This is a genomic window from Enterobacter sp. 6722112 (genome assembly GCF_058661685.1).
This window is the reverse complement of record NZ_JBZWGR010000007.1, coordinates 1690299-1713532: the sequence shown is the minus strand read 5'-3', so window position 1 is coordinate 1713532 and position 23234 is coordinate 1690299. Positions and strand designations below refer to the sequence as shown.

Sequence of the window (23234 nt, the reverse complement as noted above, 5' to 3'; positions counted from 1 at the left end):
AGTTGAAAAAACAGGTTGCCAGTGATGCGCAATTTCTGGCGATTTTTTCACTAGATAATTAGTTAAACCCCGCTACAATAGCTGGCATCCCTCTGTTTTTTCTTCTTGCTGCCAGTAACGGCGGCCTTTTTAGTCTCTCAAATAACTACAATACAAAGGTGTTCACGTGCAGAAGTATATGATCGAAGCGCGTCAGTTATTGGCACTGGCCATACCGGTGATCGTCGCGCAGGTAGCCCAAACCGCAATGGGATTTGTGGATACGGTAATGGCCGGTGGTTACAGCGCCACCGATATGGCCGCCGTGGCGATCGGAACCTCAATCTGGCTCCCGGCCATTCTTTTTGGTCACGGCCTGCTGCTGGCGCTGACGCCGGTTATCGCGCAGCTTAACGGCTCCGGTCGACGCGACCGCGTGGCCCATCAGGTGCGCCAGGGCTTCTGGCTGGCCGGGGGTGTCTCCGTCCTGATTATGATCGTCCTGTGGAACGCCGGGTATATTATTCGTGCCATGCATAATATCGACCCGGCGCTGGCGGATAAGGCGGTCGGTTATCTGCGCGCCCTGCTCTGGGGCGCGCCCGGCTATCTGTTCTTCCAGGTGGCACGTAACCAGTGTGAAGGGCTGGCAAAAACCAAGCCGGGCATGGTGATGGGCTTTATCGGCTTGCTGGTGAACATTCCCGTGAACTATATCTTCATTTACGGTCATTTTGGCATGCCGGAACTCGGCGGCGTGGGCTGCGGCGTGGCAACGGCTGCGGTGTACTGGGTGATGTTCGGCTGTATGCTCACCTACATTAAACATGCGCGATCCATGCGTGACATTCGTAACGACACCTCGTTCAGCGCACCTGACTGGACGCTCATGACCCGTCTCATTCAGCTGGGGTTACCCATTGCGCTGGCGCTGTTCTTCGAAGTGACGCTGTTTGCCGTCGTCGCCCTGCTGGTCTCGCCGTTAGGGATTATTGATGTCGCAGGACACCAGATCGCCCTGAACTTCAGCTCTTTGATGTTCGTCCTGCCGATGTCCCTGGCTGCCGCGGTGACGATTCGCGTGGGCTTCCGTCTGGGGCAAGGCTCGACGCTGGACGCGCAAACGGCAGCCCGCACCGGCCTCGGCGTCGGCGTCTGCATGGCAGTCTGTACCGCGCTCTTTACCGTGCTGTTGCGTGAGCAAATTGCCCTGCTCTATAACGACAACCCGGAGGTAGTGACCCTGGCCTCGCATCTGATGCTGCTGGCGGCCATTTATCAGATCTCTGACTCCATCCAGGTGATTGGCAGTGGCGTGCTGCGTGGGTATAAAGATACGCGTTCCATCTTCTTCATCACCTTTATCGCTTACTGGGTGCTGGGTCTGCCGTGCGGGTACATTCTGGCGCTCACGGATCTGGTGGTGGATCGCATGGGGCCAGCCGGATTCTGGATGGGCTTTATCATCGGCTTAACGTCTGCGGCCATTATGATGATGCTGCGTATGCGCTTCCTGCAACGTCAGCCGTCTGCGGTAATTTTGCAGCGCGCTGCACGTTAATGACACAGTAGCCGCCGGCTGGCGGCTACTTTCTCTTCACTTTGCGCGGTAATGAAGCAATCGCGTGAAATCAGAGAGAAAAATGCATTTTCCCTCTTGCCACCTTGGGGCTGTGCCGCTAATATTCGTCCCCGTTGTCACCGACAACACAATGCGTTCATAGCTCAGTTGGTTAGAGCACCACCTTGACATGGTGGGGGTCGTTGGTTCGAGTCCAATTGAACGCACCATTCTGCGTCTGTAGCTCAGTTGGTTAGAGCACCACCTTGACATGGTGGGGGTCGATGGTTCGAGTCCATTCAGACGCACCAATCTGTTTTCTCGCACATTTCATTCCCGTTCAGCCTCATGCAGAGGCAGCAAACCTTTTAAGCACATCGAAAGTGACCTCCAGCCCGCGCGTGCCGCGAAAGAGCGGAATGGCATAAGCCCCATCAGGTTAGCAAAACGCCCGGCGTTTGCCGGGCGTGAAAACAACGTCAATCAATGATTACGGCTTATGTTCAATCGCCGGGTTGTTGTTGATGGCGATGCGCTGCGGTTTCTCTTCTTCCGGGATATCCTGGTGTAATTCAATCGCCAGCAAGCCGTTTTCCAGCGAAGCGCCGGTTACTTTCACATGCTCCGGCAGACTATAGCTGGCCCGGAAGTCGCTGCGGCTGATACCCCGATGGATCCACCCTTCTTCGCCGTTTTCGGTTTTCTCTTCTTCACGTTTACCGCTGATATTCAGCTGACCGCCAACGGTTTCAATTTCCAGTTCGCTCTCTTTCCAGCCCGGCACGCTCAGCGTCAGTTCATAGCGGTTATCACCCACCCGCCGGATATTGTAAGAAGGCGTGGAGGGCAACGGCGTACTGCCGGTTAGCTGGCTAAAAAGGCGATCGATACGGTTAAAACGGTCCGCAAACAGAGAGTCGGAGAGATCGTTCAACATGGGAAAAGCTCTCAGAGTCATCATGTACCTCCTGAACAGTAAAAAGAATATTCAAAAAGTTCATGTCTTACGGGCAGGTATTCCTTACCCGCTTTCTATATGAGGTTACCGCACAATATTTCAACCTCAGGAGCTGCAAAATGTAGCTGGAACCTAAAAAACGCAACGGGCCGTTAAGCCCGTTATTCGTTACATCATCGCAGTTCTATCACTCTCGCCCGCTCAGCCTGCTTTCGGTAGTGGTCATATCGCTCCCGGAACCATGCCTGCTGTTCATTACTCATATTGCCGGTCACGGCATCGATATCAACTGGCTGACCCAGGACGTACATACGGGCAAAACTGCGTGCCAGAAAATCAAAATTCTTTAATGCGTTTATATCTTGTCGCTTCATTAGCATATCCCTCCAGTCATTGTGATTACTGTTCAAGGTCATATGCTTTTCTGATCTCAGTATCCGCCTGAAAAAGATCGTTTTTTGAGCGATGCGTGCGCATCCATCTGCCAGTGTTCACATTTCAGGAACGACAAAACTCTTCAGCCCTGGTCATGATTTTCCCTCCCTTTTATCACTCATGCAGAAAGCATAAACGCCAGCCATGCAGTAAGTTCGCCATGTAGCCGGAAGGTGCGAACGGCATGCTTTAATGCCAGACGCTGTTACAGGTCGTCCAGCGCGTGCAGGTGGGTTACCACCTGCACGCGTCTTATCAGTTCGAATAACAGACAAAGAACGTTTACACTGGCGGATTAATACTGATTTCCTGAACAAATGGGTAAATGGGTGAATCCGGGCTTGTTGGCCATATAGAGAGGGGCGCATGTAGGTTGCCGCGGTTGTGTATCGAACTGCGCATTGTTTTCTACAACACGCTGCTCCTGGCCTTTCACGGCTATTCTCTTTTTCGTCTGCGCTTTCCTGGCGGAGGGGGAGGGTTTTACCTGCGGGGGCGGTTCGGAGGCACCATAACCTGAACAGAATCGCTTCGACTGGCTCAAACTTCCGTCATTGCAGACAAAACGACCATCCGATGTACAGTGTGCTATGCCACCTTTTGAGCCCGAGCAGGGCTGTCTACCACGGGCGGCATCAGCCTGCATGTTAAAAATTACACTGACCGTAAGAAGGAGAATTCTCATTTTCATATCTGTATCCATGATTGACGTCATCATGCTCAGGGTATATCCCCTCAGCCATTAACCTTTTCGCCAGATAAAATGCAATGACTCGCGGCGAAGAAATCAACTATTAATATTTCAGTACCCGCTACAGCATAAGTGCTACAATAAACCCTTGAAAAGTAAATCTTTAATGTGCCTTTTCTGATCAGGGTAAAATAAATGTCTGGTCGTTCATGTTGTCATAACTGTTTTAACCTGAGTAATGACTAGATGGCGGCTCGTGCATCGAGGTATTGCTGTTGTTTCAGATGACGGATTAATACCCTGCCCTCGGGCATAAATTCTGTGCCGTAGCGCACCAGCCCCACCCCCTTCAGCTCCGCGTCAATGGCGTAGCGGAGTTCACCGGGCTGAATCTGTTCCTGCATCACCACGTTAATCCGGCTCAGGCGCGGCTCGTATTTCAGCAACACGGCCGACAGTGTGGTAATCAGCTGGTGGGCTGTCCCGGGCATTCCCTGGAGGATTTTTGTCATATCCGGCAGGCCGTAGTCCGGCAGGTGGGCCAGCGTACCGGCGCGGCAGTTGAGGATGCGCTGCATGTTATCGAGTACTGATAAAATCAGCTGGTTCTCCTCACTGACGCTGTGCAGGTCAAGCCCGCCGGCGAAGTTACCGTACAGCATGTCATACAGAGACGGACGCGGCATCATTCCCCCTCCAGCGGTTTCAGCGTCAGACGATTATTACTGACTTCGATAACCCGCGCCTTATCCGGGTCAAGGTCGTCACGGGTCAGGGTAATACGCCAGGTATCGTTTACCTGGTCCGGTGCCATAAACATCCCCGCCACCGCCACAACCTGCGCGCTCTCTTCCATCGGCATATCCAGGGTCACCGATTCGCCAGGGCGCAGGCGGATATCCTTTTCCGCCACAAGATCGGCTTTAATGGCCTGACTGTCACTGGCGAACAGCGACGGATAGTCAGTACTGTCAAACGCCTTACGCTCTTTAAGCTGGTAAATTCGCACCACCGTTGCCAGCGATGCCCCCTTCGCGTTGTTGTTCACCCCTTCGCGCGCCTGAATATCCAGGTGAAGGGTTTTCACCTCTCTGTAAAAAATGGACTTCGTGACGGCGACGGTGCCGTCCGTCACTTTCTGCGTCAGGCCGCAGCCGGTTAACAGGGTCGCCAGAGAGAGTGCCAGCGCTTTACCAGCGGTAATCGCCATCTTCATCGTTCTTCCTTCGCTGAATGTTTTCCCGGACGCGCTGAAAGCGTCCAAGGTGAATGGTGATAATGTCGTTTCTGTTCTGTTGCGCATTTAGGGGACGCAGCACCGCCGTGCGCCCGACCTGCGCGGTCTGTTCCGCATTGCAGGACAGCCGCGCATCCGGCAGTAAATGCCGGGCAACGCATAACTGCATACGTACATCCAGGTGCGCGCCCAGCCACACGTGCAGCAGCGCCATCAGGTCGGCGTGCAGGTCGCCGCCCGGCAGCCAGCCCCGGACCTCTTCCGGGTTGTCCGTGCTCAGGCGCAACAGCACCTGGCCGTTCACATCCGTGGCATGCGTGCCCATCACCGGACGGTGCTTCAGGCTGACCGGCTGGCATGTACTCATCGCAACCGGCTGCTTCAGCGGGATACGGCAGCGGTCGTGGTGATACACCGTTGCGCGGGTATCCGGGCCATACGGCAGACGCCCCAGCACGCGCGGCATCACGAGGCCGATGTAGCGGGCGTCGTCGGTGTCGCGGAAGGATTTCCACTTAATGTACTCGGCGCGGTCGAAGTAGTTGCCGATATCCTTAATTGCAGCGACCTCTTCCATGGAGTCTTTCAGGAAGAATTTCGGACCGACAGAGCCAATAAACGGCATATGCGCGGCAGCAGACACTTTAGAGATGTTGCGCAGCAGCGCCACATCCTGCGGGCTGGCGTCAAATTCATAGGATGAAATCACGGAGCCAATCGGCTCGCCGCCCGGGGTGTCGTATTCGGCGGTATAGGTGTGCCAGTAGAGGCCGCTCTGGATAAGTTCCGGCGCGTCTTCAAAGTCCTGACGCAGATCTTCTTTCGACACATCCAGAATTTCGGTTTTCACGTTCTGGCGGTAGTCGGTGCTGTCCACCAGCTGCTTCAGGCCGCGCCACAGGGACTCCACCTTCTGGAACTCCTGGTGATGCATTACGGCATCCAGCTGACGGCTGATCTGGAAATCCAGCTCAGCGATATGGTGGTCAATCAGCGTTTTGTCGAGCTTCTCCACCGGCTGACCGGATTTGCGGATGCAGTCCATAAACACCTGCATCGCCGCCGTCAGGCGTTCACCCGCCGGAGCGTCAGAAAGCGCGGCGTCATCCAGAAACGCATTGATATCCCCCAGGCTGGAGGCCGGGGTCAGGTTGATTTTTTCAAACAGGGAGGCGTAAACGCCCTCTTTTTCCAGTACGGTGGTCTGCCCCTGCGCGGAGGCGGTTTCAGTATTCACAGACATCAGCATATTCCCGGTTAATCCATTAAATTACACATGCCGCTTATTTCGGGGCCAGTGCACTCATTTCGTCGCGTAATTCCTGAGACAGCGCCGGGTCTTTAAGAATTTTCTCGAGTTCTTTTCTGAAAGTGGCGTTATCAAGGAGATTGGATTTGAGGTCGCGTAATAAATTACGCATGGCCAGCATGGCGCGGAGCTGGGGGATCTGGCGGGCAACCTGTTCAGGTTCGAAATCCTTAATATCGGAGAAATTCAGTTTTATGCTTTCTTCCGAACCATCCCCGGCCATTGTGTTAGGAACCGTCAGATTCACTTCCGGGTTAAATTCCGAAAGTACGCTGTTGAAGTTATTTTTATTGACGTTAATTTTCTCCCTTTCCGATAATGGGCGATTCTCTTTTCCATTACTGAAATCACCGACGGTGAGGAGTTTAAGCGGCAGTTCGATTTTCTTCTGCGCGCCACCTGTATGCAGAGCCAGCTTTAAGTTTATGCGTGCCTTGGGCACCTCATTCTGGAATGAATCGGCCATAGCAGTCCCTTTCTTTAAAAGAAATAAATGTTAAGTGAGTGACGTTTCTTTACAAAACCATATTAGAGCAAAAGCCCATTTAAAATCAACTTATCAGATCAAAGATCTACCATTAGACTTTTCTTAAGAGTTTTATGCCAGGAAGGGTATAAAAAGAACGCCGCGTAGCGTCTGCCGAAACGCCCTCGCGACCCTGACAGAAAGGTTGTTTTAAAGGCTGGAAACCTTATTATTTTATTACTTTACAGAAGGAGTGGATTAGTCCAATGCTGGATTATTCCATCACTCACAGTTATAAAAATAAGGATAATATTGGCCCCACTATATATTTAAATGCCCTATCTCTTTTTTAACCCCCATTACATACAGATAATCGTTAAACCTGGGACCAAACAGTCTTTCCTTTCAGAAATCAGGCAGAATCATATCTAATCAGCCAGGGTCAATTGCACTTAACTTTTCCATAAGTTCAGGAAGAGGGGCAACATCCCCTCTTCTAAACGTCTTAATTTCTCCCTTCATTGAATGACTTAGCCTTTCTCCTGCTACGCTTGTTTTATGGTTCAGAAACGCAGGAACGCTTTCGATGAAAAAAATCGCTATTATCGGCTCAGGCCCAACAGGGATTTACACCTTTTACTCACTTCTTAACAACGCAGCACCGCTTTCGATCACCGTGTTCGAAAAGGCAGACCAACCCGGTGTCGGGATGCCCTACAGCGACGAGGATAATTCCCGGCTGATGCTGGCGAACATCGCCAGTATCGAAATCCCGCCCATTTTTATTACCTACCTCGACTGGCTCAAACAGCAGAGTGCGGCTCATCTTGCCCGCTATAACGTCGACAGTGAGAAACTGCACGACCGGCAATTCCTGCCGCGTATTCTGTTGGGTGAATATTTTCACGACCGCTTTCTTGCCGTCGTTGCTGAGGCGAAAAAGTCTGGCTTTCATGTCGAGGTGCACCCCAACGCAGAAGTCACGGATATTAAGGCTGATGCAGACGGCGTGGCCCTTTCAGTGAACGATGCCCCTTTCTCAAGGCGGTTTGATCTTGCGGTTGTTGCCACCGGCCACGTCTGGCCTGATGAAGATGAAACCACCCGCGCATATTTCCCAAGCCCATGGTCAGGGCTGATGGACGCGGAGATCCGAGCCTGTGAGGTGGGGATCATGGGTACTTCCCTCAGCGGGCTGGACGCTGCAATGGCGGTTGTGATGCAGCATGGCCGGTTTAGCGGGGAGCAGTTCGTTGTCAATAAAGGCAGCGAAGGGCTAAAAATCACGCTGATGTCCCGCACGGGCGTTCTGCCGGAGGCCGACTTTTACTGCCCTATCCCTTATGAACCGCTGTCCGTGTTAACGGAGTCTGTGGCGGAAAGTGAAATCGCCAAAGGCCCGGACGGGCTGCTTGACCGCATCTTTGCGCTGATGGTGAAAGAGCTCGAGCTGGCCGATCCGCGCTGGTGCCAGGCGATATCGCTCGTTACGCTGAATGCCGACACGCTTCGTGATGTCTGGTTTGAGGATCGTAAAAAGCATGGCCCTTTCACCTGGGCCGAAGCGAATCTGAAAGAAGTGGAGCGCAACAAGCGCGAAAAACGCACCGTTGCCTGGCGCTATACCGTGCTTCGTCTGCATGAAGTGGTTCAGGCCATCGTCCCTTCACTCAGTGAGCGTGACAGAGAGCGGTTTAAATCCGGGCTGGAGCGTGTGTTTATCGATAATTATGCCGCCATTCCACCGCAGTCTATCCGCCGTTTACTGGCGCTGCGCGAGGAAGGGATCATTAGCGTGGTCGCACTCGGTGATAATTACGACCTGGATATCGGCAGCGATCAGACCGTCATCACCACGGCAGAAAAGCGTTACCGCTTCGACGTGTTTATTGATGCGCGCGGGCAAAAGCCACTCAGAAACAAGGACATTCCCTTCCCCACCCTGCGTAAACAGCTTGCGGAAACCGGCGATGACGTCCCGGACGTGGGGGAAGACTATACGTTGCTGGCGCCTGCATCACTGCGGGGGCGCATCGCTTTTGGGGCGATCCCCTGGCTGATGCACGATCATCCCTTTGTTCAGGGTTTGTCTGAGTGCGCTGAAATTGGTAAAGCGATGGCGAAAGCGGCTGGAAAACCTGCGACAGGCGTGCGAAGGAAGTTACCATTCATGGAATTTTAACAGAGCTTCCCTGCCCTGCGGGGTCGGGTTACTCGAAGAAGACGTCCGGGTTTTCCGACAGCGACACGAACGATTTAGTGTTCTTGTCCAGGGCAAGGATTTTGCCGCTTTCAATGTCATATACCCAGCCGTGCAGGCGAATGGCGTTGTTGCGCAGGCCTACCGCCACCGACGGATGGGTCTTGATATTGCTCAGCTGCGCAAAGACGTTCTCCTGCACCATCGCATTCACTTTATCGATTGGCTTATCCCAGGTTTTCTTCTCAACCACCGCTTTTGCCGCATCAGAATAGCGCAGCCAGTGGGAAACGGCCGGCATCGGCTCCAGATCGGCGTTGTCAGCAATCGCCTTCATTGCGCCGCAGTTGGAGTGGCCGCAAATAACGATATCGGTCACGCCCAGGGCAACAACAGCATATTCGATGGTCGCAGAGACACCGCCAGGCTCCGGCCCGAACGGAGGCACAATGTTGCCCGCGTTTCGAATGACAAAGAGCTGTCCTGGCTCCTGTTGCGTAACCAGTTCCGGAACCAGACGGCTGTCGGAGCAGGAGATGAACAGCGCTTTGGGATTCTGACTGGACGCTAAACTACGAAAAAGCTCTTTACGTTGCGGGAAAATCTCTTTTTGAAAGCTGAGAAAACCTTCAATGATATGTTGCATAGCCATTTCTCTTTTATCTGTTTTAATTTAGGTATGATCGCGATCACACTCGTAAAATTTAACCACCGCGCCTTAGCGGAGACAAGCAATATATTTCTGGCCCGACCGCTGCACGATCTCATCCGCGTTCGCCAGGATGTTCTGCCCTTCAAAGGCCCCGTACAGGCGCTGGTACGTTTTCCCTGTCAGTCGGCCAATCACCGACTCAACGGTGCGGGCAGGCAGCGGCAGCATATTCGGATAACTCCACATAAACGACACGGCGTCCTTACCGGGCGTAACCTGCAAAATATCACCGGCCAGCAGCACGCCGTCGCCTGACTGCCAGTGCAGCACCGTGCCGCCTGCAAAATGCCCGCCCAGCCGCAGAAGAGTCACCAAAGGCATAATCTCCAGGGCGTCCTCCTCCCAGAAGCGTATCGCCGGGCTGTCACGCATCACCCACTGCCGATCGCTGGCGTGCAGGTAGATCGGTGCGTTAAACGCCGCGGCCCACTCTTGCATGGTGGTGTAGTAATGCGGGTGCGAAATCGCGATCGCGCTGATCCCCCCGAGCGCGTCAACTAACGCTCTGGTCGCCGGGTCAAGATTGGCGATGCAGTCCCACAGAACATTGCCCTGTGGCGTACGCAGCAGAAGCGCCCGCTGGTTGATGGCAAAAGAGGGAACAGTTTTGATGCTGAACAGCTGCGGCTCCAGCTGTTGCCATTTGTTGGTGTGCGTGGTCGTAAGGCTGTCGAAGTCCGTCCATGTCTGGCCCGTCACCGGGACATACTGGCGCTCATCGTCGCAAATCGGGCAGTTTTTGGGCTGTTCATCGTAAGCGGTACCGCAGGTTTTACAGAGTGTAATCATCGGCTTTCCTCAGCAATAAAGCACTGAGTATGGCAGGGATTATCCATATGTGCTGAGGGGTGCCTGGCCCGCTTTTTTTGACTTATACTGTGCCAGTATCAAAAACTGAATAACGCAGGTGGCACATGGAAATTGATCTCGATAACTTAGTCTTTAACGGGCTGGATGAAGCAGAAGAGCGCAACGCGGAACGTCTCGACGATGCGGATAAAAAAGCCCAGGCGATTGTCGCCGATAACGACTGCGGCGATGCCTGCAAGATCTGAAGAAAAAGCACCGGGCTCCTCGGTGCTTTTTTTTTATGAATGCCTTTTGCTACCCGCTATCAGATCTCCGGCGTTTTGCTAAACCCGGTCAGCATCAGGATCAGGCTTTGGGGAGATGACCCCGTCTCAAACTGATAGTGATTTCCCTGACGATCGCCGCCGATATACCACGAAATGTCGGTTTTCCCTTCTGCCAGCGCCTTGCGCACCGCTTTATCCACGTCCACCATCCGGTATTCGCGGGAGTGGTTCAGGTACAGCACCGCATCCGAGCGATAGTTGCAGGACGGTCGTGACTGCCAGCTCACGGTGGCCGGTTCCCAGTCGTTACTCGCCGGATAGAAGAAGATTTGATCCGCGCCGTCAGTTTCCACTTTCCCGCCATAAATTCTCACGCGGTATTTAAACTGGGCAGGATCCTGTCCGGCAGGCAGCGGAGGGATGTTGAACTTCACCAGCGACAATGTTTCGCTGTTTTTCGTGCGTCCACCGTTCTTCCAGTTATCCTGCACCAGTAAGACCTGGGGATCGGGCTGTGAAAGTGCCGGTTCCATGCTGCTGAGCCAGACGTTAGCCTTCGCTTTTGAATAACCATACGGCACGGTGGTGCCGCAATCCATTCCCCGGTTCATGCACAGGTCGGTCATAAATCGCGCGGCATCTTCCGTCCAGCCGTTCATGAAGTCAGCATGCGCCGTATACAGGCTCCCCCACCGCTCTTCACGCTCACTGCCATGCATGATGGGGTCGAGGGAAAGCTGGACTTTACTGGTATCCAGAGAGCTAATTGTCGGGAGCACGTACGCAATATTCATGTTCACCGTCGGGATCTTCACCGGGAAGGCGGACGGACACTGTCCTTTCGTATCGTAGGTGGCGTTAGCCAGGCCGTGGGCGGGCTTCAGGTTGACCCCGTCCCAGCAGTTCGGGAACTGAATGCCGATATTAAACTGCACGGCATCCTTCGCCTTGCGTAAGCCGCAGACTTCACCCGTTCTGGTGGTGTAGCCCTTGCCATTGGCGCATAAAAAGGTGATATGCGGATTTGGCGCGGTGCCATGATGATCGCCCGCCAGCAGCGACAGCCCCGGCGGAAACGGATGAAGCGGCCAGGCGTCAACATTCGATGCCTGATAATAGGTTTTTTGATAGGCGGGTTTGACCACCGTTCCGTCCGGCAATTTTAGCGACGGAGCCCAGTAGGCCGAGCTGTCTGCTTTGTTATCGCAGGTGGTCTTTTCCTGGGTACGCAGAGATTCACGGCTGGAGTAAGCATCCGCGTGCACGTTACCAAAAAAATCGTGCAGCATAGCCTCATTGGGCATGCCGAATATCATAATGGCATCATCGCCGAGGGTGTGGGAATAACTGCATACAACATGCGCCTATGGACCAGCGTGTGCCGCCTGCATGGTAAGCAGAAGTGCGGAGGCAGAAAGCGCGGGGGTTAATACTGTCCGTTTCATTATTATCTCCATCTGTGAAAGGAGATAGTGGTAACAAAACGGCCATCATTTACCGAGGATTAGCCTGGGTATTATTCCCTTCATCCTCGCTTTACAGACACCACGCACAGCTCATTCCAGTACATTTCGCGCGTCCGGCGCAGTTCAGCGTGACGTTTTATCATGGAACCACTCCGGGTCGATGTTGGCTACGTCCACGCCATACAGGCTGGCGACAGGCAATATTGACTCAAGAACACGTTGCGCGCTGTTCTCCGCATTCACTGGTCGGGGCGCAAAAAACCGCCGTAACGTGCTTATCCATTTTTTCATCGTCATTACCCTTCTCGCTTAACCTGTCCTCAGTTAAACACCCAAATTGCGCCCGGGGGAAATATCAAAATCCACTGTCGATGTGCAGGATCTGCAAATAGCGTCCCGCCGTCTGCTCTCTTCTTTAACACCTTGTTCACTCATGCTTTTTTTCTCATAGCAAAGAACGATTTCTTATTTGGCGATAGCTTTCCCTTATGGGAGCGTAACGGGGTAAAACAAAAACAACGGGATGGCGTATGACTATGGCTGCAAAAATGAAAGGGTTTAAAAAACGGGCGCAGGTTCTGGGATTAGTGGCAGCCTGGGGCCTGGTCTCAGCGCAGGCGCAGGCCGATCGGCTGGCGGATATCAAGGCAGCAGGCGTGGTGAAAGTGGCCACGTTTGATGCCAATCCACCCTTTGGCTCGATTGATGCCAAAACGCATGAGATCGTGGGTTACGACGTGGACTTCGCCAAAGCGCTGGCGAAATCGCTCGGCGTCAAGCTTGAACTGGTCGCCACTAATCCGGCTAACCGTATACCGCTGCTACAGTCCGGAAAAGCGGATATCATCGTGGCGGATATCACCATCACTCCGGAACGCGCACAGGTCATTGATTTCTCAACGCCTTACTTTGTCACCGGCCAGCAGTTCCTGGTTCCGGCAAAATCACCGGACAAGCTTGATGACTATAGCCGGGCACGCATTGGCGCCGTAAAAGGTACGACGGGCGAACAGGCGCTGCACCAGCGTTTTCCGCAGTCCCGCGTCCTCTCTTACGATGATATCCCGCTGGCGCTGACGGCACTGCGCAATGGCAACGTGCAGGCCATTACCCAGGACAGCACCATTCTGGCCGGTCTGCTGGCGCAGGCGCCGGATAAAGCCGACTTCAAAATCCTGCCCGACCTGCTCAGTAAAGAAGAGATTGGCGTGGGGGTGAAAAAGGGTGAAACGGCGCTGCTGAAAGCCGTTAACGATGAGCTGGTAACCCTGGAGAAAAACGGCCAGGCGGCAAAAATCTATGACGTCTGGTTCGGTCCAGGCACCCCAGCTCCACAGCCTCGTAACTTTAAAATAGAAGCCCGGTAATATGCTCTCAGGTTTATTTTCACGCTCCGCGGCCAATGCCGCGGATTTTTCACGTCTGGAACAGGCCAGCGTTGAGTTTCGCCATGTGGACAAACGCTACGGCGATCATCCGGTTTTAACCGACATTAACCTCACCATCATGCCGGGTGAAGTGGTTGCCATTCTCGGCCCTTCGGGTTCCGGAAAATCGACCCTGATTCGGCTTATCAACCAGCTTGAGAGCCTGAGCGGCGGGGAGATTCTGATCGACCACAAGCCGACCGGACAGCTTTCCGGCAGCAGGCTACGTCAGTTACGCAGCCGCGTCGGGTTTGTGTTCCAGCAGTTCAATCTCTATGCCCACCTTACCGCCAGTCAGAACATCACCCTGGCACTGGAGCACGTTCACGGCTGGAAACCCCTGCCCGCCCAGGAGCGCGCGCTGGCGCTGCTGGAGAAGGTCGGCATGCTGGAGAAGGCGCACCGCTTCCCCGCTGAACTTTCCGGCGGACAGCAGCAGCGCGTGGCGATTGCCCGTGCTCTGGCCTCGTCGCCGCAAATCATTCTCTTTGACGAGCCGACGTCGGCACTCGACCCGGAAATGATTGGCGAAGTGCTGTTTGTGATGAAAACCCTCGCCCACAGCGGGATCACCATGATTGTCGTTACCCATGAGATGCAGTTCGCCCGGGAAATTGCCGATCGAATCGTCTTTATCGACGGCGGAAAAATTCTGGAAACCGCGCCCCCGGCGCAATTTTTCAATCAACCGTCGCATCCCCGTGCGAGGCGTTTCTTGCAAAAAGTGCTGGATCCGCTGCATCAGGAGCAACTGTAATGCCCGCTCTGGACTGGCAGGGGGTGCTGGCCGGACAGCCCCTGCACTGGATCCTCTCCGGATTTCTCACCACTCTGTGGGTGACGCTGGCGGGGATTATGCTGGCCAGCCTGCTCGCCTTGTTCTTTATGCTTTTGCGGCTTTCCGGGGGACGTTTCGGGACATTGATCGTCAGCGGCTGGGTATCACTGTTTCGCAATACGCCGCTGCTGGTACAGCTGCTGTTCTGGTATTTCGCCGCCTGGAACGGGTTGCCGCAGGGGCTGCGTGACGCGGTGAACGCAGACCACAGTTGGTCCATTTTACCCGGTGACGTCTGGTGGTTTACGCCAGAGTTTTTATGCTCCGCCTGGGGGTTAGGCGTCTTTACCTCGGCGTTTTTAATTGAAGAAGTGGAATCGGGGCTGCGTTCCGTACCTGCCGGGCAACGGGAGGCGGCGCTCGCTCAGGGATTTTCCTCATGGCGTCTGTTTCGCTACATTCTTCTGCCACAGGGGCTCGCTAACGCGTGGCAGCCCGTCGTCGGCCAGTACCTTAACCTGATGAAGCTCTCCTCGCTCGCGAGCGGGATTGGCTTCGCCGAACTGACCTACCAGGTCCGCCAGATAGAAAGTTACAACGCCCATGCACTGGAAGCCTTCACCGTCGGTACGGTGCTCTACTTGCTTACCGGGATGGTGACGGGAAGCGTGCTGGTGCGCCTCGGCCCCCATTCAGGGAGGAAATATCATGATCCCCGGATTTAACGTTATTATCGAAAACCTGGATTATCTGCTTTGGGGACGTGCGGCTGCGGGAGAACCCGGCGGCGTACTGCTCTCACTGCTGATGGCCGCAGGCGCCGCCGCGCTTGCCCTGCCCGGCGGGATTGTGCTGGCTTGCGTCGCCTGGCGCTATCCCGGCGTGGTGCGCAGTGCGCTGTTTGCGTGGGCAGAGTTGATTCGCGGGATCCCCCTGATCTTCGTGATATTCTGGATGTGGTATCTGCTGCCACTGATAACCGGCAGGGATCTCCCGGGCGCGACGACCGTCACGCTGGCGCTGGCCTGGTTTACCGCGGCTGCGGTGATGCATTCGGTATTAGCCGGACTGAGAGCCCTGCCGTCGGGCCAGAATGAGGCCGCGCTTTCTCAAGGGTTCAGTATGCAGCAAACGCTGTGGCGCGTGCTGCTGCCGCAGGCGCTGAGAAATATTCTGCCGTCGCTGGTGGGGATTTTTATCAGCCTGCTGAAGGATACGTCGCTGGCGTTTATCGTGAACGTTCCTGAACTGACCACGGTGGCGGGACAGATCAACAACCGGGTGCAAATTTACCCGGCGGCCATTTTTATCTTCACGGGTGTGATCTATTACCTGCTCTGCTGCTCGCTTGAGCTGCTCGCGAAGCGCTGGCGAGTTAGCCGGCCAGCGCTTTAACCACCGTTTCCATCGCTTTGGTGGTCAACTCACTGCGCTTAACGCGCTGGTTCGCCAGCGCGGTACGCAGAACGCCCGCAATGACAATATGTTTCGGCTCCTGCCCTAAATCACGCATTTCGAGAACGACCTTGCCTACCACCCGACACATCTCCTGGTACAGCGCTTCGTCTTTGGTCACATTGCCCATTGCCATCACTCCGTTGCCCTAAACCGTCAGCTTAAATCATTCGTCGGCTGGATACAAAAAAGAAGCCCGGCGTGTAGTTCGCCGGGCTTCGTCTGGAAAATCAGGAGATTAGTTGTTTACCGGGATGACTGCGCCTTTGTATTTGGTGCGGATCCAGTCCTGAATCTCTTTGGAGTGCAGCACGTTCACCAGCGCGACGATATCCTTCTTCTTCTCGTCACCGCGATGAACGGTAATGATGTTGGCGTACGGGTTATTCTCACCGCTTTCAACCGCAATTGGATCGTGCACCGGATCCAGACCGGCATCAATTGCGTAGTTGGCGTTGATCACCACCGCAGCACCTTCGTCGTTGTTGTACATCTGCGGCAGCAGAGATGCCTCAACGTTAGGGGTGAATTGCAGCTTTTTCGGGTTCTCCACGATATCGCTGATGCGCGCGGTCACTTTATCGATGCCTGGCTTCAGCTTGATCACGCCCTCTTTTTCGAAGATGGAGAGAATACGCCCTTCCTCGGAAACCGCATCACGCATGATGATTTTGCCGCCTTCCGGCAAATCCTTCAGCGATTTGTATTTTTTCGAATAGATACCGATCGGCTCAATGTGGATTGCGCCCGCACTGACAAAGTCATAATCCTTATCGCCCGCGTGATCTTTCAGGACGCTGTTCAGGTAAGGGATGTGCTGGAAATAGTTGGCGTCAATGTCATGCCCCGCCAGCGCCGTGTTTGGCAGAATGTAGTCCTGGAATGGTTTAATCTCCAGATCGATCCCCTGCTTCGCCAGAATCGGCTTAGCCTGCTCCAGAATTTCCGCGTGCGGGGTGTTGGACGCCCCCACGGTGAGCGTGTCCGCCCAGGAGGCAAAGCTCAGGGCACTCAGGGTTGCGGCGGCGATCAGTGTCAGTGTCTTTTTCATGATGTGGTTCCTGTGTGTATTTATTAGCGTTTATCTAACAGTGAAGTAATGGCATCGCCGCAGAACTGGATAATGAACACGATGATCAGAATGGTCACCGTTGCCACCAGCGTGACGTCACCATGGTTGCGCTGGAATCCTTCCAGATAAGCCAGATTTCCCAAACCGCCGGCACCTATCACCCCTGCCATTGCGCTGTAGCTCACCAGCGCAATCAGCGTCACCGTCATACCTGAAACCAGTGCGGGTGAAGATTCCGGCAATAAAACCCGAAACACTAACGTGCTCAGCCGCGCGCCCATCGAACGCGTGGCCTCAATGACTCCTTTGTCTACTTCTCGCAAGGCAATCTCGACCAGACGGGCGTAGAACGGCGCCGCGCCCACAATCAGGGCGGGCAGCGCAGCGTTAGCGCCGAGAATGGTCCCCACAACGGTCTTGGTGAACGGGATCAGCAGAACGATGAGAATGATGAACGGAATCGAGCGGAACACGTTCACCACAATCGACATCACGCTGTAGACCGTGCGGTTGTGGAATAACCCGCCGCGGGCGGTTAAAAACAGCGCCAGACCGAGCGCGATCCCCAGGACAAACGTCGCCACGCCGGAAAGCGCGGTCATGTAAAGCGTCTCCTGGGTTGCAGCCCAAAGCTGATCCCACTTCAGGTGCGGAAAGAGTTCTTCAGCCATGCTTGATTACCTCGCCTTCAATATCGCTTTGCTTCAGGTCGGCGAGGATATTGTTCAGTTGTTCGTCCGATGCCACCACGTGCACCCAGAGCTGCCCGAAAACACCGTGGGCGGTTTGCGTCATTTTGCCGTGCAGGATGTTAAACGGCAGGCCGTAGCGCAGGGTCAGTTCACCGACGATCGGCCTGTGCGTGCTGTGCCCGGTGAAGGTCAGCCTGATTACCGTGCCTTCCAGATCGTTTGCCAGTTCGGTATTGAAGGTCTCTTCCTCCGCGTACTGGCTCACCTGGCGGACAAACTGCCGGGTGATCGGCTGCTGCGGATGCGTAAACACGCTCAGCACGTCCCCCTCTTCCACCACCTTGCCGTTTTCCATCACCGCCACGCGGTCGCAGATTTTGCGCACCACGTGCATCTCATGCGTAATGAGTACGATGGTCAGGTTAAAGCGACGGTTAATGTCCAGGAGCAGATCGAGGATCTGATCGGTGGTCTGCGGATCCAGCGCCGAGGTGGCTTCGTCACACAGCAGTACGTCCGGATGATTGGCCAGCGCGCGGGCAATGCCCACACGTTGTTTTTGCCCGCCGCTCAGCTGGGATGGGTAGGCATTCTCGCGCCCCTTCAGGCCGACCAGCTCCACCAGCTCGGCAACGCGAGCCTGAATTTGCGCTTTTGGCACACCGGCAATTTGCATTGAAAAGGCGATATTTTCCTTCACCGTGCGCGACCAAAGCAGGTTAAAGTGCTGGAACACCATGCTGATTTTCAGGCGTGCCTGACGCAGCGCTTCTCCCTTCGCGGCGGAGATATCCTGACCGTTAATGGTGACGCTGCCGGCGCTGGGCTTTTCCAGACCGTTCAGCAGACGGATCAGCGTACTTTTCCCGGCCCCGCTGTAACCGATGATCCCGTAAATCTGTCCCTGTTCTATCGTCAGGTTGACGTTATCTACGGCTGTCAGCGCCTGTTTCCCGTTGTCAAAAACCTTCGAAATATTGCTGAGTACAATCATTCTTATTCGTTATCCGTTTCGCATATAGCGGTTTAGCAGTATGGATGTCCAAAAGATAGTAAACAGCCGTTATCAGCTTTTAAATGACCAAAAAAGAATTTCTTATAATGCTCAGGAATAAGCAGCGAACTGGCGGGTGAAAAGCATTTAGATGAATATCAGCAATAATTATCTGCCATTTGCATATCAGGTCTTACTCACCCGACGAAATCGGCTAATTTTGCAGCACTTTATGCGGATATAGCCATCCTCACATCCGGACAACTTTACGTCTTGCTGTCTTTCCATCTGAAAACACAAGGATTATTCCTTTCCGTTCTAAAACTCAGTGAAAGGTTCTTTATTGAGAAAATTTCATGGTTCTATCATCCGGTCATCACCCCTTCACAGGACATGACCATGACGCTTTACCACTCCGTCACCGAACTGATTGGCCGTACGCCGCTCATCCAGCTGCACAAGCTGGACACCGGCCCCTGCTCGCTGTTTCTGAAGCTGGAAAACCAGAATCCCGGCGGCTCGATTAAAGACCGCGTCGCGCTGTCGATGATTAATGAAGCCGAGCGTACGGGCCAGCTACGGCCCGGCGGCACCATTATTGAAGCCACGGCGGGGAACACCGGCCTGGGGCTGGCGTTGATTGCGGCGCAGAAGGGCTACTCGCTGATCCTGGTGGTGCCGGACAAAATGAGCCGCGAGAAGATTTTCCACCTGCGCGCGTTAGGGGCGCAGGTCGTGCTGACCCGTTCAGATGTGAATAAAGGGCATCCGGCCTACTACCAGGATTATGCCCGGCGGCTGGCGAACGAACTGCCAGGCGCGTTTTATATTGATCAGTTCAATAACGCGGCCAATCCGCTGGCGCACCGCACCACTACCGCACCGGAACTGTTTGAACAGCTTGACGGCCAGATCGATGCCATCGTCGTCGGCGTGGGGTCCGGCGGTACGCTGGGCGGCTTACAGGCGTGGTTTGCAGAACATTCGCCGCAGACGGAATTTGTGCTTGCCGATCCGGCCGGGTCGGTGCTGGCGGACCAGGTTGAAAACGGACGCCATCACGATGCCGGATCGTGGCTGGTTGAGGGGATTGGCGAAGACTTTATCCCTCCGCTGGCGCACATCGAAGGGGTTAACCGCGCCTGGCGCATTACCGATCGCGAGGCGTTCACCACCGCCCGCGATCTGCTAAAAACGGAAGGGATCCTGGCAGGCTCCTCCACCGGCACGCTGCTGGCGGCGGCGCTGAAATATTGCCAGGCGCAGACTACGCCAAAACGTGTGGTCACCTTCGCCTGCGACAGCGGCAATAAATACCTCTCGAAGATGTTCAACGACGACTGGATGCGTCAGCAGGGGCTGATTTCGCGTCCGCAGGCAGGCGATCTCTCGGACTATATTGCCCTGCGCCACGATGAAGGCGCGACGGTGACTGCCGCCCCGGACGACACGCTTTCCACCGTGCTGGCCCGCATGCGCCTGTACGACATCTCCCAGCTGCCGGTGCTCGATAACGACAAGGTCGTCGGCATCATCGACGAGTGGGACCTGCTGCGACACATCGGGGGAGATGCCGATCGCTTCTCACTCCCCGTGACGGCAGCCATGACGCGTCAGGTCGAATATCTGGATAAGCAGGCCCCGGAGAGCGCCCTGTACGCCATCTTTGACCGTGGCCTGGTGGCGATTATTTATGACGCAGATCGCTTTCTGGGTCTGATCACACGCAGTGACGTACTCACCGCCTGGCGTAACCGCCTGACGAAATAAAAGGAGCAAAAGATGAAAAACCTGGCCACCCTCAGCGTTCACAGCGGTGAGTATCACGACCCGCACGGCGCCGTGATGCCGCCGATTTACGCCACGTCGACGTTTGCGCAACCGGCACCGGGTGAACATACCGGCTACGAATACTCCCGGAGCGGCAACCCCACCCGCCACGCGCTGGAGACCGCCATCGCCGAACTGGAAGGCGGCACGCGCGGGTACGCTTTCGCGTCAGGGCTGGCAGCCATTTCCACCGTGCTCGAACTGCTGGATAAAGACAGCCATATCGTCGCCATTGACGACGTGTATGGCGGTACGTATCGCCTGATCGAAAACGTGCGCAAGCGCAGCAGCGGGTTACAGGTGAGCTGGGTTAAGCCGGACGATGTAGCCGGGCTTGAGGCCGCCATTCGCCCGGACACCCGCATGATCTGGGTGGAAACGCCAACGAACCCGCTGCTGAAACTGGCCGACCTGGAGGCCATCGCGGACATTGCCCGGCGCCATAATGCGATCAGCGTGGCGGATAATACCTTCGACTCCCCGGTCATTCACCGGCCGCTGGAGGCGGGGTTCGATATAGTGGTCCACTCCGCCACTAAATATCTAAACGGTCATTCAGACGTGGTTGCCGGGCTGGCTGTTGTCGGGGCAAATAAGGATCTTGCGGAGCGTCTGGGCTATCTGCAAAACGCGGTTGGCGGCGTTCTGGATCCGTTCAGCAGTTTCCTGACGCTGCGGGGGATTCGCACCCTCTCTCTGCGCGTTGAGAAGCACAGCGCCAACGCGCTGGCAATTGCGCAATGGCTGGAGCAGCATCCGCAGGTAGACCGCGTGTTCTATCCCGGGCTGGCGTCACATCCCCAGTATGCGCTGGCCCGCAGACAAATGGCGCTGGCGGGCGGCATGATCTCCGTTGTGATTAAAGGCGATGCGCAACGCGCGACAGAGGTGATCCGTCATCTTACGCTCTTTACCCTGGCGGAAAGTCTGGGCGGTGTGGAGAGTCTGGTGAGCCAGCCCTACAGCATGACCCACGCCTCCATACCACTGGCGCAGCGTCTTGCAAACGGCATTGTGCCGCAGCTTATCCGCCTGTCGGTGGGGATTGAGGATGCGAAGGATCTGATCGCCGACCTTCAGCAGGCGCTGGAAAAGTGAGCAAAAAACGGCGGGCGTTGCGCCTGCCGTCATAAGATGACATTAGACCTTAACGCCTTGATAACAAACTTATGTGAATCTGCACAGATTGTTTTGAAACGCTGTTTCCATTTTCCTTTTTACTGTAAATCAGCGTATAATGCGCGCCAAATCCCTGGTGAATGGTTTCAGCGCTTGGAATACAAAAAACAACGTACAACTTCTCCTCTCCTTCGTTGGGCTGGCACTCAGGCACACTTTCTTCTGCACGCTCATTTGATGTCACCTATTCTTAGTGCGTGTCATATACTCTTTCGCAACACAGGTTTGACTCCGCGGCGGTGCGCCCCCGGAGCGAGATTTCCATATCCTTCCCAACTTAAAGACTAAGACTGTCATGAAAAAGACGAAAATTGTTTGTACTATCGGCCCGAAAACCGAATCCGAAGAGATGCTGAGCAAAATGCTGGATGCCGGCATGAACGTGATGCGTCTGAACTTCTCCCACGGCGACTATGCTGAACACGGTCAGCGTATCCAGAACTTGCGCAACGTGATGAGCAAGACCGGGAAAAAAGCGGCAATCCTGCTCGACACCAAAGGTCCTGAAATCCGCACCATCAAACTGGAAGGCGGTAACGACGTTTCCCTGAAAGCGGGCCAGACCTTCACCTTCACCACCGACAAATCCGTTGTAGGTAATAACGAAATCGTTGCCGTGACCTACGAAGGCTTCACCAGCGATCTGTCCGTTGGCAACACCGTGCTGGTGGATGACGGCCTGATCGGCATGGAAGTGACCGCGATCGAAGGTAACAAGGTCATCTGTAAAGTGCTGAACAACGGCGATCTGGGCGAAAACAAAGGCGTTAACCTGCCGGGTGTGTCCATTGCTCTGCCAGCGCTGGCTGAAAAAGACAAACAAGACCTGATCTTCGGCTGTGAACAAGGCGTGGACTTCGTTGCTGCCTCCTTTATCCGTAAACGTTCTGACGTGGTTGAGATCCGTGAGCACCTGAAAGCGCACGGCGGCGAGAATATCCAGATTATCTCCAAGATCGAAAACCAGGAAGGCCTGAACAACTTCGACGAAATCCTCGAAGCGTCTGACGGTATCATGGTAGCGCGTGGCGACCTGGGCGTTGAAATCCCGGTTGAAGAAGTGATCTTCGCGCAGAAGATGATGATCGAGAAATGTGTTCGCGCGCGTAAAGTGGTTATCACCGCAACGCAGATGCTGGACTCCATGATCAAAAACCCACGCCCTACCCGCGCTGAAGCAGGCGACGTGGCGAACGCCATCCTCGACGGTACCGATGCCGTTATGCTGTCTGGCGAATCTGCAAAAGGGAAATACCCTCTGGAAGCGGTCAGCATCATGGCGACCATCTGTGAGCGTACCGACCGCGTGATGAAAAGCCGTCTGGATTACAACAACGACAGCCGTAAACTGCGCATCACCGAAGCCGTGTGCCGTGGTGCGGTAGAAACCGCTGAGAAACTGGAAGCCCCACTGATTGTCGTGGCGACCCAGGGCGGTAAATCTGCGCGTGCCGTGCGTAAATACTTCCCGGATGCGACCATTCTGGCGCTGACCACCAACGAAACTACCGCGCGTCAGCTGGTGCTGAGCAAAGGTGTGATCCCACACCTGGTGAAAGAGATTGCCTCTACCGATGATTTCTATCGTCTGGGTAAAGAAGTGGCTCTGGAACTGGTTGATTGTGGCCTGGCCCAGAAAGGCGACGTGGTGGTTATGGTTTCTGGCGCGCTGGTTCCAAGCGGCACCACCAACACTGCATCTGTCCACGTGCTGTAA

The 23234-nt window shown here is 54.9% G+C and carries 24 protein-coding genes, 2 tRNA genes and 2 pseudogenes; 13 read left to right on the top strand and 15 right to left on the bottom strand.

The window, feature by feature from the left end; all coding sequences use genetic code 11:
• Positions 1-166 precede the first annotated feature (166 nt).
• The 3 genes from mdtK (at position 167) to AC4OVU_RS09735 (ending at position 1851) form a co-directional block, all read left to right on the top strand.
• Positions 167-1540 carry an MdtK family multidrug efflux MATE transporter gene (gene mdtK / locus AC4OVU_RS09745; protein WP_017384611.1) on the top strand — a complete coding sequence of 458 codons (1374 nt, stop codon included), beginning with the start codon at positions 167-169 and terminating at the stop codon, positions 1538-1540.
• A 153-nt stretch (positions 1541-1693) separates the two neighbouring features.
• A tRNA-Val gene (locus AC4OVU_RS09740) sits at positions 1694-1770 on the top strand.
• A 4-nt stretch (positions 1771-1774) separates the two neighbouring features.
• Positions 1775-1851 (top strand) — tRNA-Val (locus AC4OVU_RS09735).
• 179 nt (positions 1852-2030) lie between these two features.
• Here the strand turns inward: AC4OVU_RS09735 and AC4OVU_RS09730 are convergent.
• The 7 genes and pseudogenes from AC4OVU_RS09730 to tssB form a co-directional block, all read right to left on the bottom strand.
• Entirely contained in the window at positions 2031-2501 is a 471-nt protein-coding gene (locus tag AC4OVU_RS09730) for an Hsp20 family protein (RefSeq protein ID WP_026080712.1), read from the bottom strand.
• A 170-nt stretch (positions 2502-2671) separates the two neighbouring features.
• The gene (gene glgS / locus AC4OVU_RS09725; protein ID WP_026094313.1) at positions 2672-2872 is read right to left on the bottom strand and encodes a cell surface composition regulator GlgS; all 201 of its coding nucleotides are present in this window, start codon (positions 2870-2872) and stop codon (positions 2672-2674) included.
• Positions 2873-3228: 356 nt separating this feature from the next.
• Positions 3229-3624 carry a YdcA family protein gene (locus tag AC4OVU_RS09720; RefSeq protein WP_181419211.1) on the bottom strand — a complete coding sequence of 132 codons (396 nt, stop codon included), beginning with the start codon at positions 3622-3624 and terminating at the stop codon, positions 3229-3231.
• 242 nt (positions 3625-3866) lie between these two features.
• Positions 3867-4310 carry a type VI secretion system baseplate subunit TssE gene (tssE, locus tag AC4OVU_RS09715; RefSeq protein ID WP_032103561.1) on the bottom strand — a complete coding sequence of 148 codons (444 nt, stop codon included), beginning with the start codon at positions 4308-4310 and terminating at the stop codon, positions 3867-3869.
• Positions 4310-4834 carry a type VI secretion system lipoprotein TssJ gene (tssJ, locus tag AC4OVU_RS09710; RefSeq protein WP_172821116.1) on the bottom strand — a complete coding sequence of 175 codons (525 nt, stop codon included), beginning with the start codon at positions 4832-4834 and terminating at the stop codon, positions 4310-4312. Before tssJ ends, tssE begins: the two co-directional genes overlap by 1 nt.
• Positions 4835-4949: 115 nt before the next feature.
• Positions 4950-6110 (bottom strand): annotated as a pseudogene (gene tssC, locus AC4OVU_RS09705) (type VI secretion system contractile sheath large subunit); the annotation flags it as partial.
• Positions 6111-6144: 34 nt separating this feature from the next.
• Entirely contained in the window at positions 6145-6636 is a 492-nt protein-coding gene (tssB, locus tag AC4OVU_RS09700) for a type VI secretion system contractile sheath small subunit (protein ID WP_003856899.1), read from the bottom strand.
• A 586-nt stretch (positions 6637-7222) separates the two neighbouring features.
• Between tssB and AC4OVU_RS09695 the strand changes: the two genes are divergently transcribed.
• Positions 7223-8818: an FAD-NAD(P)-binding protein gene (locus AC4OVU_RS09695; protein WP_110293035.1), complete on the top strand. Its 1596-nt coding sequence runs from the start codon at positions 7223-7225 to the stop codon at positions 8816-8818.
• A gap of 28 nt (positions 8819-8846) precedes the next feature.
• Here the strand turns inward: AC4OVU_RS09695 and AC4OVU_RS09690 are convergent, their stop codons facing one another.
• Positions 8847-9482, bottom strand: coding sequence for a carbonic anhydrase (locus tag AC4OVU_RS09690; RefSeq protein ID WP_015570694.1), 636 nt, complete (start codon positions 9480-9482; stop codon positions 8847-8849).
• A 72-nt stretch (positions 9483-9554) separates the two neighbouring features.
• Complete coding sequence (locus tag AC4OVU_RS09685) at positions 9555-10337, bottom strand: MBL fold metallo-hydrolase (protein ID WP_032648110.1); 783 nt, start codon at positions 10335-10337, stop codon at positions 9555-9557.
• A gap of 125 nt (positions 10338-10462) precedes the next feature.
• On the opposite strand from AC4OVU_RS09685, the gene AC4OVU_RS09680 reads away from it, so the two are divergent.
• Complete coding sequence (locus AC4OVU_RS09680) at positions 10463-10603, top strand: hypothetical protein (protein ID WP_032648108.1); 141 nt, start codon at positions 10463-10465, stop codon at positions 10601-10603.
• A 59-nt stretch (positions 10604-10662) separates the two neighbouring features.
• Here the strand turns inward: AC4OVU_RS09680 and AC4OVU_RS09675 are convergent.
• Both AC4OVU_RS09675 and AC4OVU_RS09670 read right to left on the bottom strand, forming a co-directional pair.
• Positions 10663-12069 (bottom strand): annotated as a pseudogene (locus AC4OVU_RS09675) (DUF1996 domain-containing protein).
• 144 nt (positions 12070-12213) lie between these two features.
• Positions 12214-12381, bottom strand: coding sequence for a hypothetical protein (locus AC4OVU_RS09670; RefSeq protein ID WP_032653328.1), 168 nt, complete (start codon positions 12379-12381; stop codon positions 12214-12216).
• Between the two features lie 245 nt (positions 12382-12626).
• Between AC4OVU_RS09670 and AC4OVU_RS09665 the strand changes: the two genes are divergently transcribed.
• From AC4OVU_RS09665 to AC4OVU_RS09650, 4 genes are read left to right on the top strand one after another with little or no spacing between them, the layout of a single operon-like run.
• The gene (locus AC4OVU_RS09665) at positions 12627-13457 is read left to right on the top strand and encodes an ABC transporter substrate-binding protein (protein WP_017384619.1); all 831 of its coding nucleotides are present in this window, start codon (positions 12627-12629) and stop codon (positions 13455-13457) included.
• Position 13458: 1 nt separating this feature from the next.
• Positions 13459-14274, top strand: a complete 816-nt coding sequence (locus tag AC4OVU_RS09660; RefSeq protein ID WP_015570698.1) for an amino acid ABC transporter ATP-binding protein — start codon at positions 13459-13461, stop codon at positions 14272-14274.
• Positions 14274-15020: an amino acid ABC transporter permease gene (locus AC4OVU_RS09655; RefSeq protein WP_015570699.1), complete on the top strand. Its 747-nt coding sequence runs from the start codon at positions 14274-14276 to the stop codon at positions 15018-15020. The genes AC4OVU_RS09660 and AC4OVU_RS09655 overlap by 1 nt, the downstream gene beginning before the upstream one ends.
• Complete coding sequence (locus tag AC4OVU_RS09650) at positions 15004-15690, top strand: amino acid ABC transporter permease (protein WP_110293036.1); 687 nt, start codon at positions 15004-15006, stop codon at positions 15688-15690. Before AC4OVU_RS09655 ends, AC4OVU_RS09650 begins: the two co-directional genes overlap by 17 nt.
• Here the strand turns inward: AC4OVU_RS09650 and fumD are convergent.
• The 4 genes from fumD to AC4OVU_RS09630 all read right to left on the bottom strand — a co-directional run bounded on the left by fumD (position 15671) and on the right by AC4OVU_RS09630 (position 18508).
• Positions 15671-15880 (bottom strand): fumarate hydratase FumD, encoded by a 210-nt coding sequence (gene fumD, locus AC4OVU_RS09645; protein ID WP_003857676.1) that lies wholly within the window; start codon positions 15878-15880, stop codon positions 15671-15673. The genes AC4OVU_RS09650 and fumD overlap by 20 nt on opposite strands.
• Positions 15881-15988: 108 nt before the next feature.
• Positions 15989-16801, bottom strand: coding sequence for a MetQ/NlpA family ABC transporter substrate-binding protein (locus AC4OVU_RS09640; RefSeq protein ID WP_003857677.1), 813 nt, complete (start codon positions 16799-16801; stop codon positions 15989-15991).
• Positions 16802-16824: 23 nt separating this feature from the next.
• Positions 16825-17493 carry a methionine ABC transporter permease gene (locus tag AC4OVU_RS09635; protein WP_017384621.1) on the bottom strand — a complete coding sequence of 223 codons (669 nt, stop codon included), beginning with the start codon at positions 17491-17493 and terminating at the stop codon, positions 16825-16827.
• Entirely contained in the window at positions 17486-18508 is a 1023-nt protein-coding gene (locus tag AC4OVU_RS09630) for a methionine ABC transporter ATP-binding protein (RefSeq protein ID WP_017384622.1), read from the bottom strand. Before AC4OVU_RS09630 ends, AC4OVU_RS09635 begins: the two co-directional genes overlap by 8 nt.
• A gap of 399 nt (positions 18509-18907) precedes the next feature.
• On the opposite strand from AC4OVU_RS09630, the gene AC4OVU_RS09625 reads away from it, so the two are divergent.
• The 4 genes from AC4OVU_RS09625 to pykF are packed head-to-tail and all read left to right on the top strand — an operon-like array spanning position 18908 to position 23234.
• On the top strand, positions 18908-20278 hold the full coding sequence (locus AC4OVU_RS09625; RefSeq protein ID WP_047737619.1) for a pyridoxal-phosphate dependent enzyme: 1371 nt from the start codon (positions 18908-18910) through the stop codon (positions 20276-20278).
• A 12-nt stretch (positions 20279-20290) separates the two neighbouring features.
• Positions 20291-21436 (top strand): trans-sulfuration enzyme family protein, encoded by a 1146-nt coding sequence (locus AC4OVU_RS09620; RefSeq protein WP_491928667.1) that lies wholly within the window; start codon positions 20291-20293, stop codon positions 21434-21436.
• Positions 21437-21472: 36 nt separating this feature from the next.
• Positions 21473-21805 (top strand): protein YnhH, encoded by a 333-nt coding sequence (gene ynhH, locus AC4OVU_RS09615; RefSeq protein ID WP_418235933.1) that lies wholly within the window; start codon positions 21473-21475, stop codon positions 21803-21805.
• 7 nt (positions 21806-21812) lie between these two features.
• Positions 21813-23234: a pyruvate kinase PykF gene (gene pykF, locus AC4OVU_RS09610; RefSeq protein ID WP_003857687.1), complete on the top strand. Its 1422-nt coding sequence runs from the start codon at positions 21813-21815 to the stop codon at positions 23232-23234.

What these genes read in the sequence shown, in the direction of transcription:
- AC4OVU_RS09690 (WP_015570694.1), bottom strand. Translation starts at nt 9,482, where the DNA reads ATGCAACATATCATTGAAGGTTTTCTCAGCTTTCAAAAAGAGATTTTC.
- AC4OVU_RS09650 (WP_110293036.1), top strand. Translation starts at nt 15,004, where the DNA reads ATGATCCCCGGATTTAACGTTATTATCGAAAACCTGGATTATCTGCTT.
- AC4OVU_RS09630 (WP_017384622.1), bottom strand. Translation starts at nt 18,508, where the DNA reads ATGATTGTACTCAGCAATATTTCGAAGGTTTTTGACAACGGGAAACAG.
- ynhH (WP_418235933.1), top strand. Translation starts at nt 21,473, where the DNA reads ATGACATTAGACCTTAACGCCTTGATAACAAACTTATGTGAATCTGCA.
- tssJ (WP_172821116.1), bottom strand. Translation starts at nt 4,834, where the DNA reads ATGGCGATTACCGCTGGTAAAGCGCTGGCACTCTCTCTGGCGACCCTG.
- AC4OVU_RS09695 (WP_110293035.1), top strand. Translation starts at nt 7,223, where the DNA reads ATGAAAAAAATCGCTATTATCGGCTCAGGCCCAACAGGGATTTACACC.
- AC4OVU_RS09670 (WP_032653328.1), bottom strand. Translation starts at nt 12,381, where the DNA reads ATGAAAAAATGGATAAGCACGTTACGGCGGTTTTTTGCGCCCCGACCA.
- glgS (WP_026094313.1), bottom strand. Translation starts at nt 2,872, where the DNA reads ATGAAGCGACAAGATATAAACGCATTAAAGAATTTTGATTTTCTGGCA.
- tssB (WP_003856899.1), bottom strand. Translation starts at nt 6,636, where the DNA reads ATGGCCGATTCATTCCAGAATGAGGTGCCCAAGGCACGCATAAACTTA.
- tssE (WP_032103561.1), bottom strand. Translation starts at nt 4,310, where the DNA reads ATGCCGCGTCCGTCTCTGTATGACATGCTGTACGGTAACTTCGCCGGC.
- AC4OVU_RS09635 (WP_017384621.1), bottom strand. Translation starts at nt 17,493, where the DNA reads ATGGCTGAAGAACTCTTTCCGCACCTGAAGTGGGATCAGCTTTGGGCT.
- AC4OVU_RS09660 (WP_015570698.1), top strand. Translation starts at nt 13,459, where the DNA reads ATGCTCTCAGGTTTATTTTCACGCTCCGCGGCCAATGCCGCGGATTTT.
- AC4OVU_RS09730 (WP_026080712.1), bottom strand. Translation starts at nt 2,501, where the DNA reads ATGATGACTCTGAGAGCTTTTCCCATGTTGAACGATCTCTCCGACTCT.
- AC4OVU_RS09665 (WP_017384619.1), top strand. Translation starts at nt 12,627, where the DNA reads ATGGCTGCAAAAATGAAAGGGTTTAAAAAACGGGCGCAGGTTCTGGGA.
- AC4OVU_RS09640 (WP_003857677.1), bottom strand. Translation starts at nt 16,801, where the DNA reads ATGAAAAAGACACTGACACTGATCGCCGCCGCAACCCTGAGTGCCCTG.
- AC4OVU_RS09655 (WP_015570699.1), top strand. Translation starts at nt 14,274, where the DNA reads ATGCCCGCTCTGGACTGGCAGGGGGTGCTGGCCGGACAGCCCCTGCAC.
- fumD (WP_003857676.1), bottom strand. Translation starts at nt 15,880, where the DNA reads ATGGGCAATGTGACCAAAGACGAAGCGCTGTACCAGGAGATGTGTCGG.
- AC4OVU_RS09620 (WP_491928667.1), top strand. Translation starts at nt 20,291, where the DNA reads ATGAAAAACCTGGCCACCCTCAGCGTTCACAGCGGTGAGTATCACGAC.
- pykF (WP_003857687.1), top strand. Translation starts at nt 21,813, where the DNA reads ATGAAAAAGACGAAAATTGTTTGTACTATCGGCCCGAAAACCGAATCC.
- AC4OVU_RS09680 (WP_032648108.1), top strand. Translation starts at nt 10,463, where the DNA reads ATGGAAATTGATCTCGATAACTTAGTCTTTAACGGGCTGGATGAAGCA.
- AC4OVU_RS09685 (WP_032648110.1), bottom strand. Translation starts at nt 10,337, where the DNA reads ATGATTACACTCTGTAAAACCTGCGGTACCGCTTACGATGAACAGCCC.
- AC4OVU_RS09720 (WP_181419211.1), bottom strand. Translation starts at nt 3,624, where the DNA reads ATGAAAATGAGAATTCTCCTTCTTACGGTCAGTGTAATTTTTAACATG.
- AC4OVU_RS09625 (WP_047737619.1), top strand. Translation starts at nt 18,908, where the DNA reads ATGACGCTTTACCACTCCGTCACCGAACTGATTGGCCGTACGCCGCTC.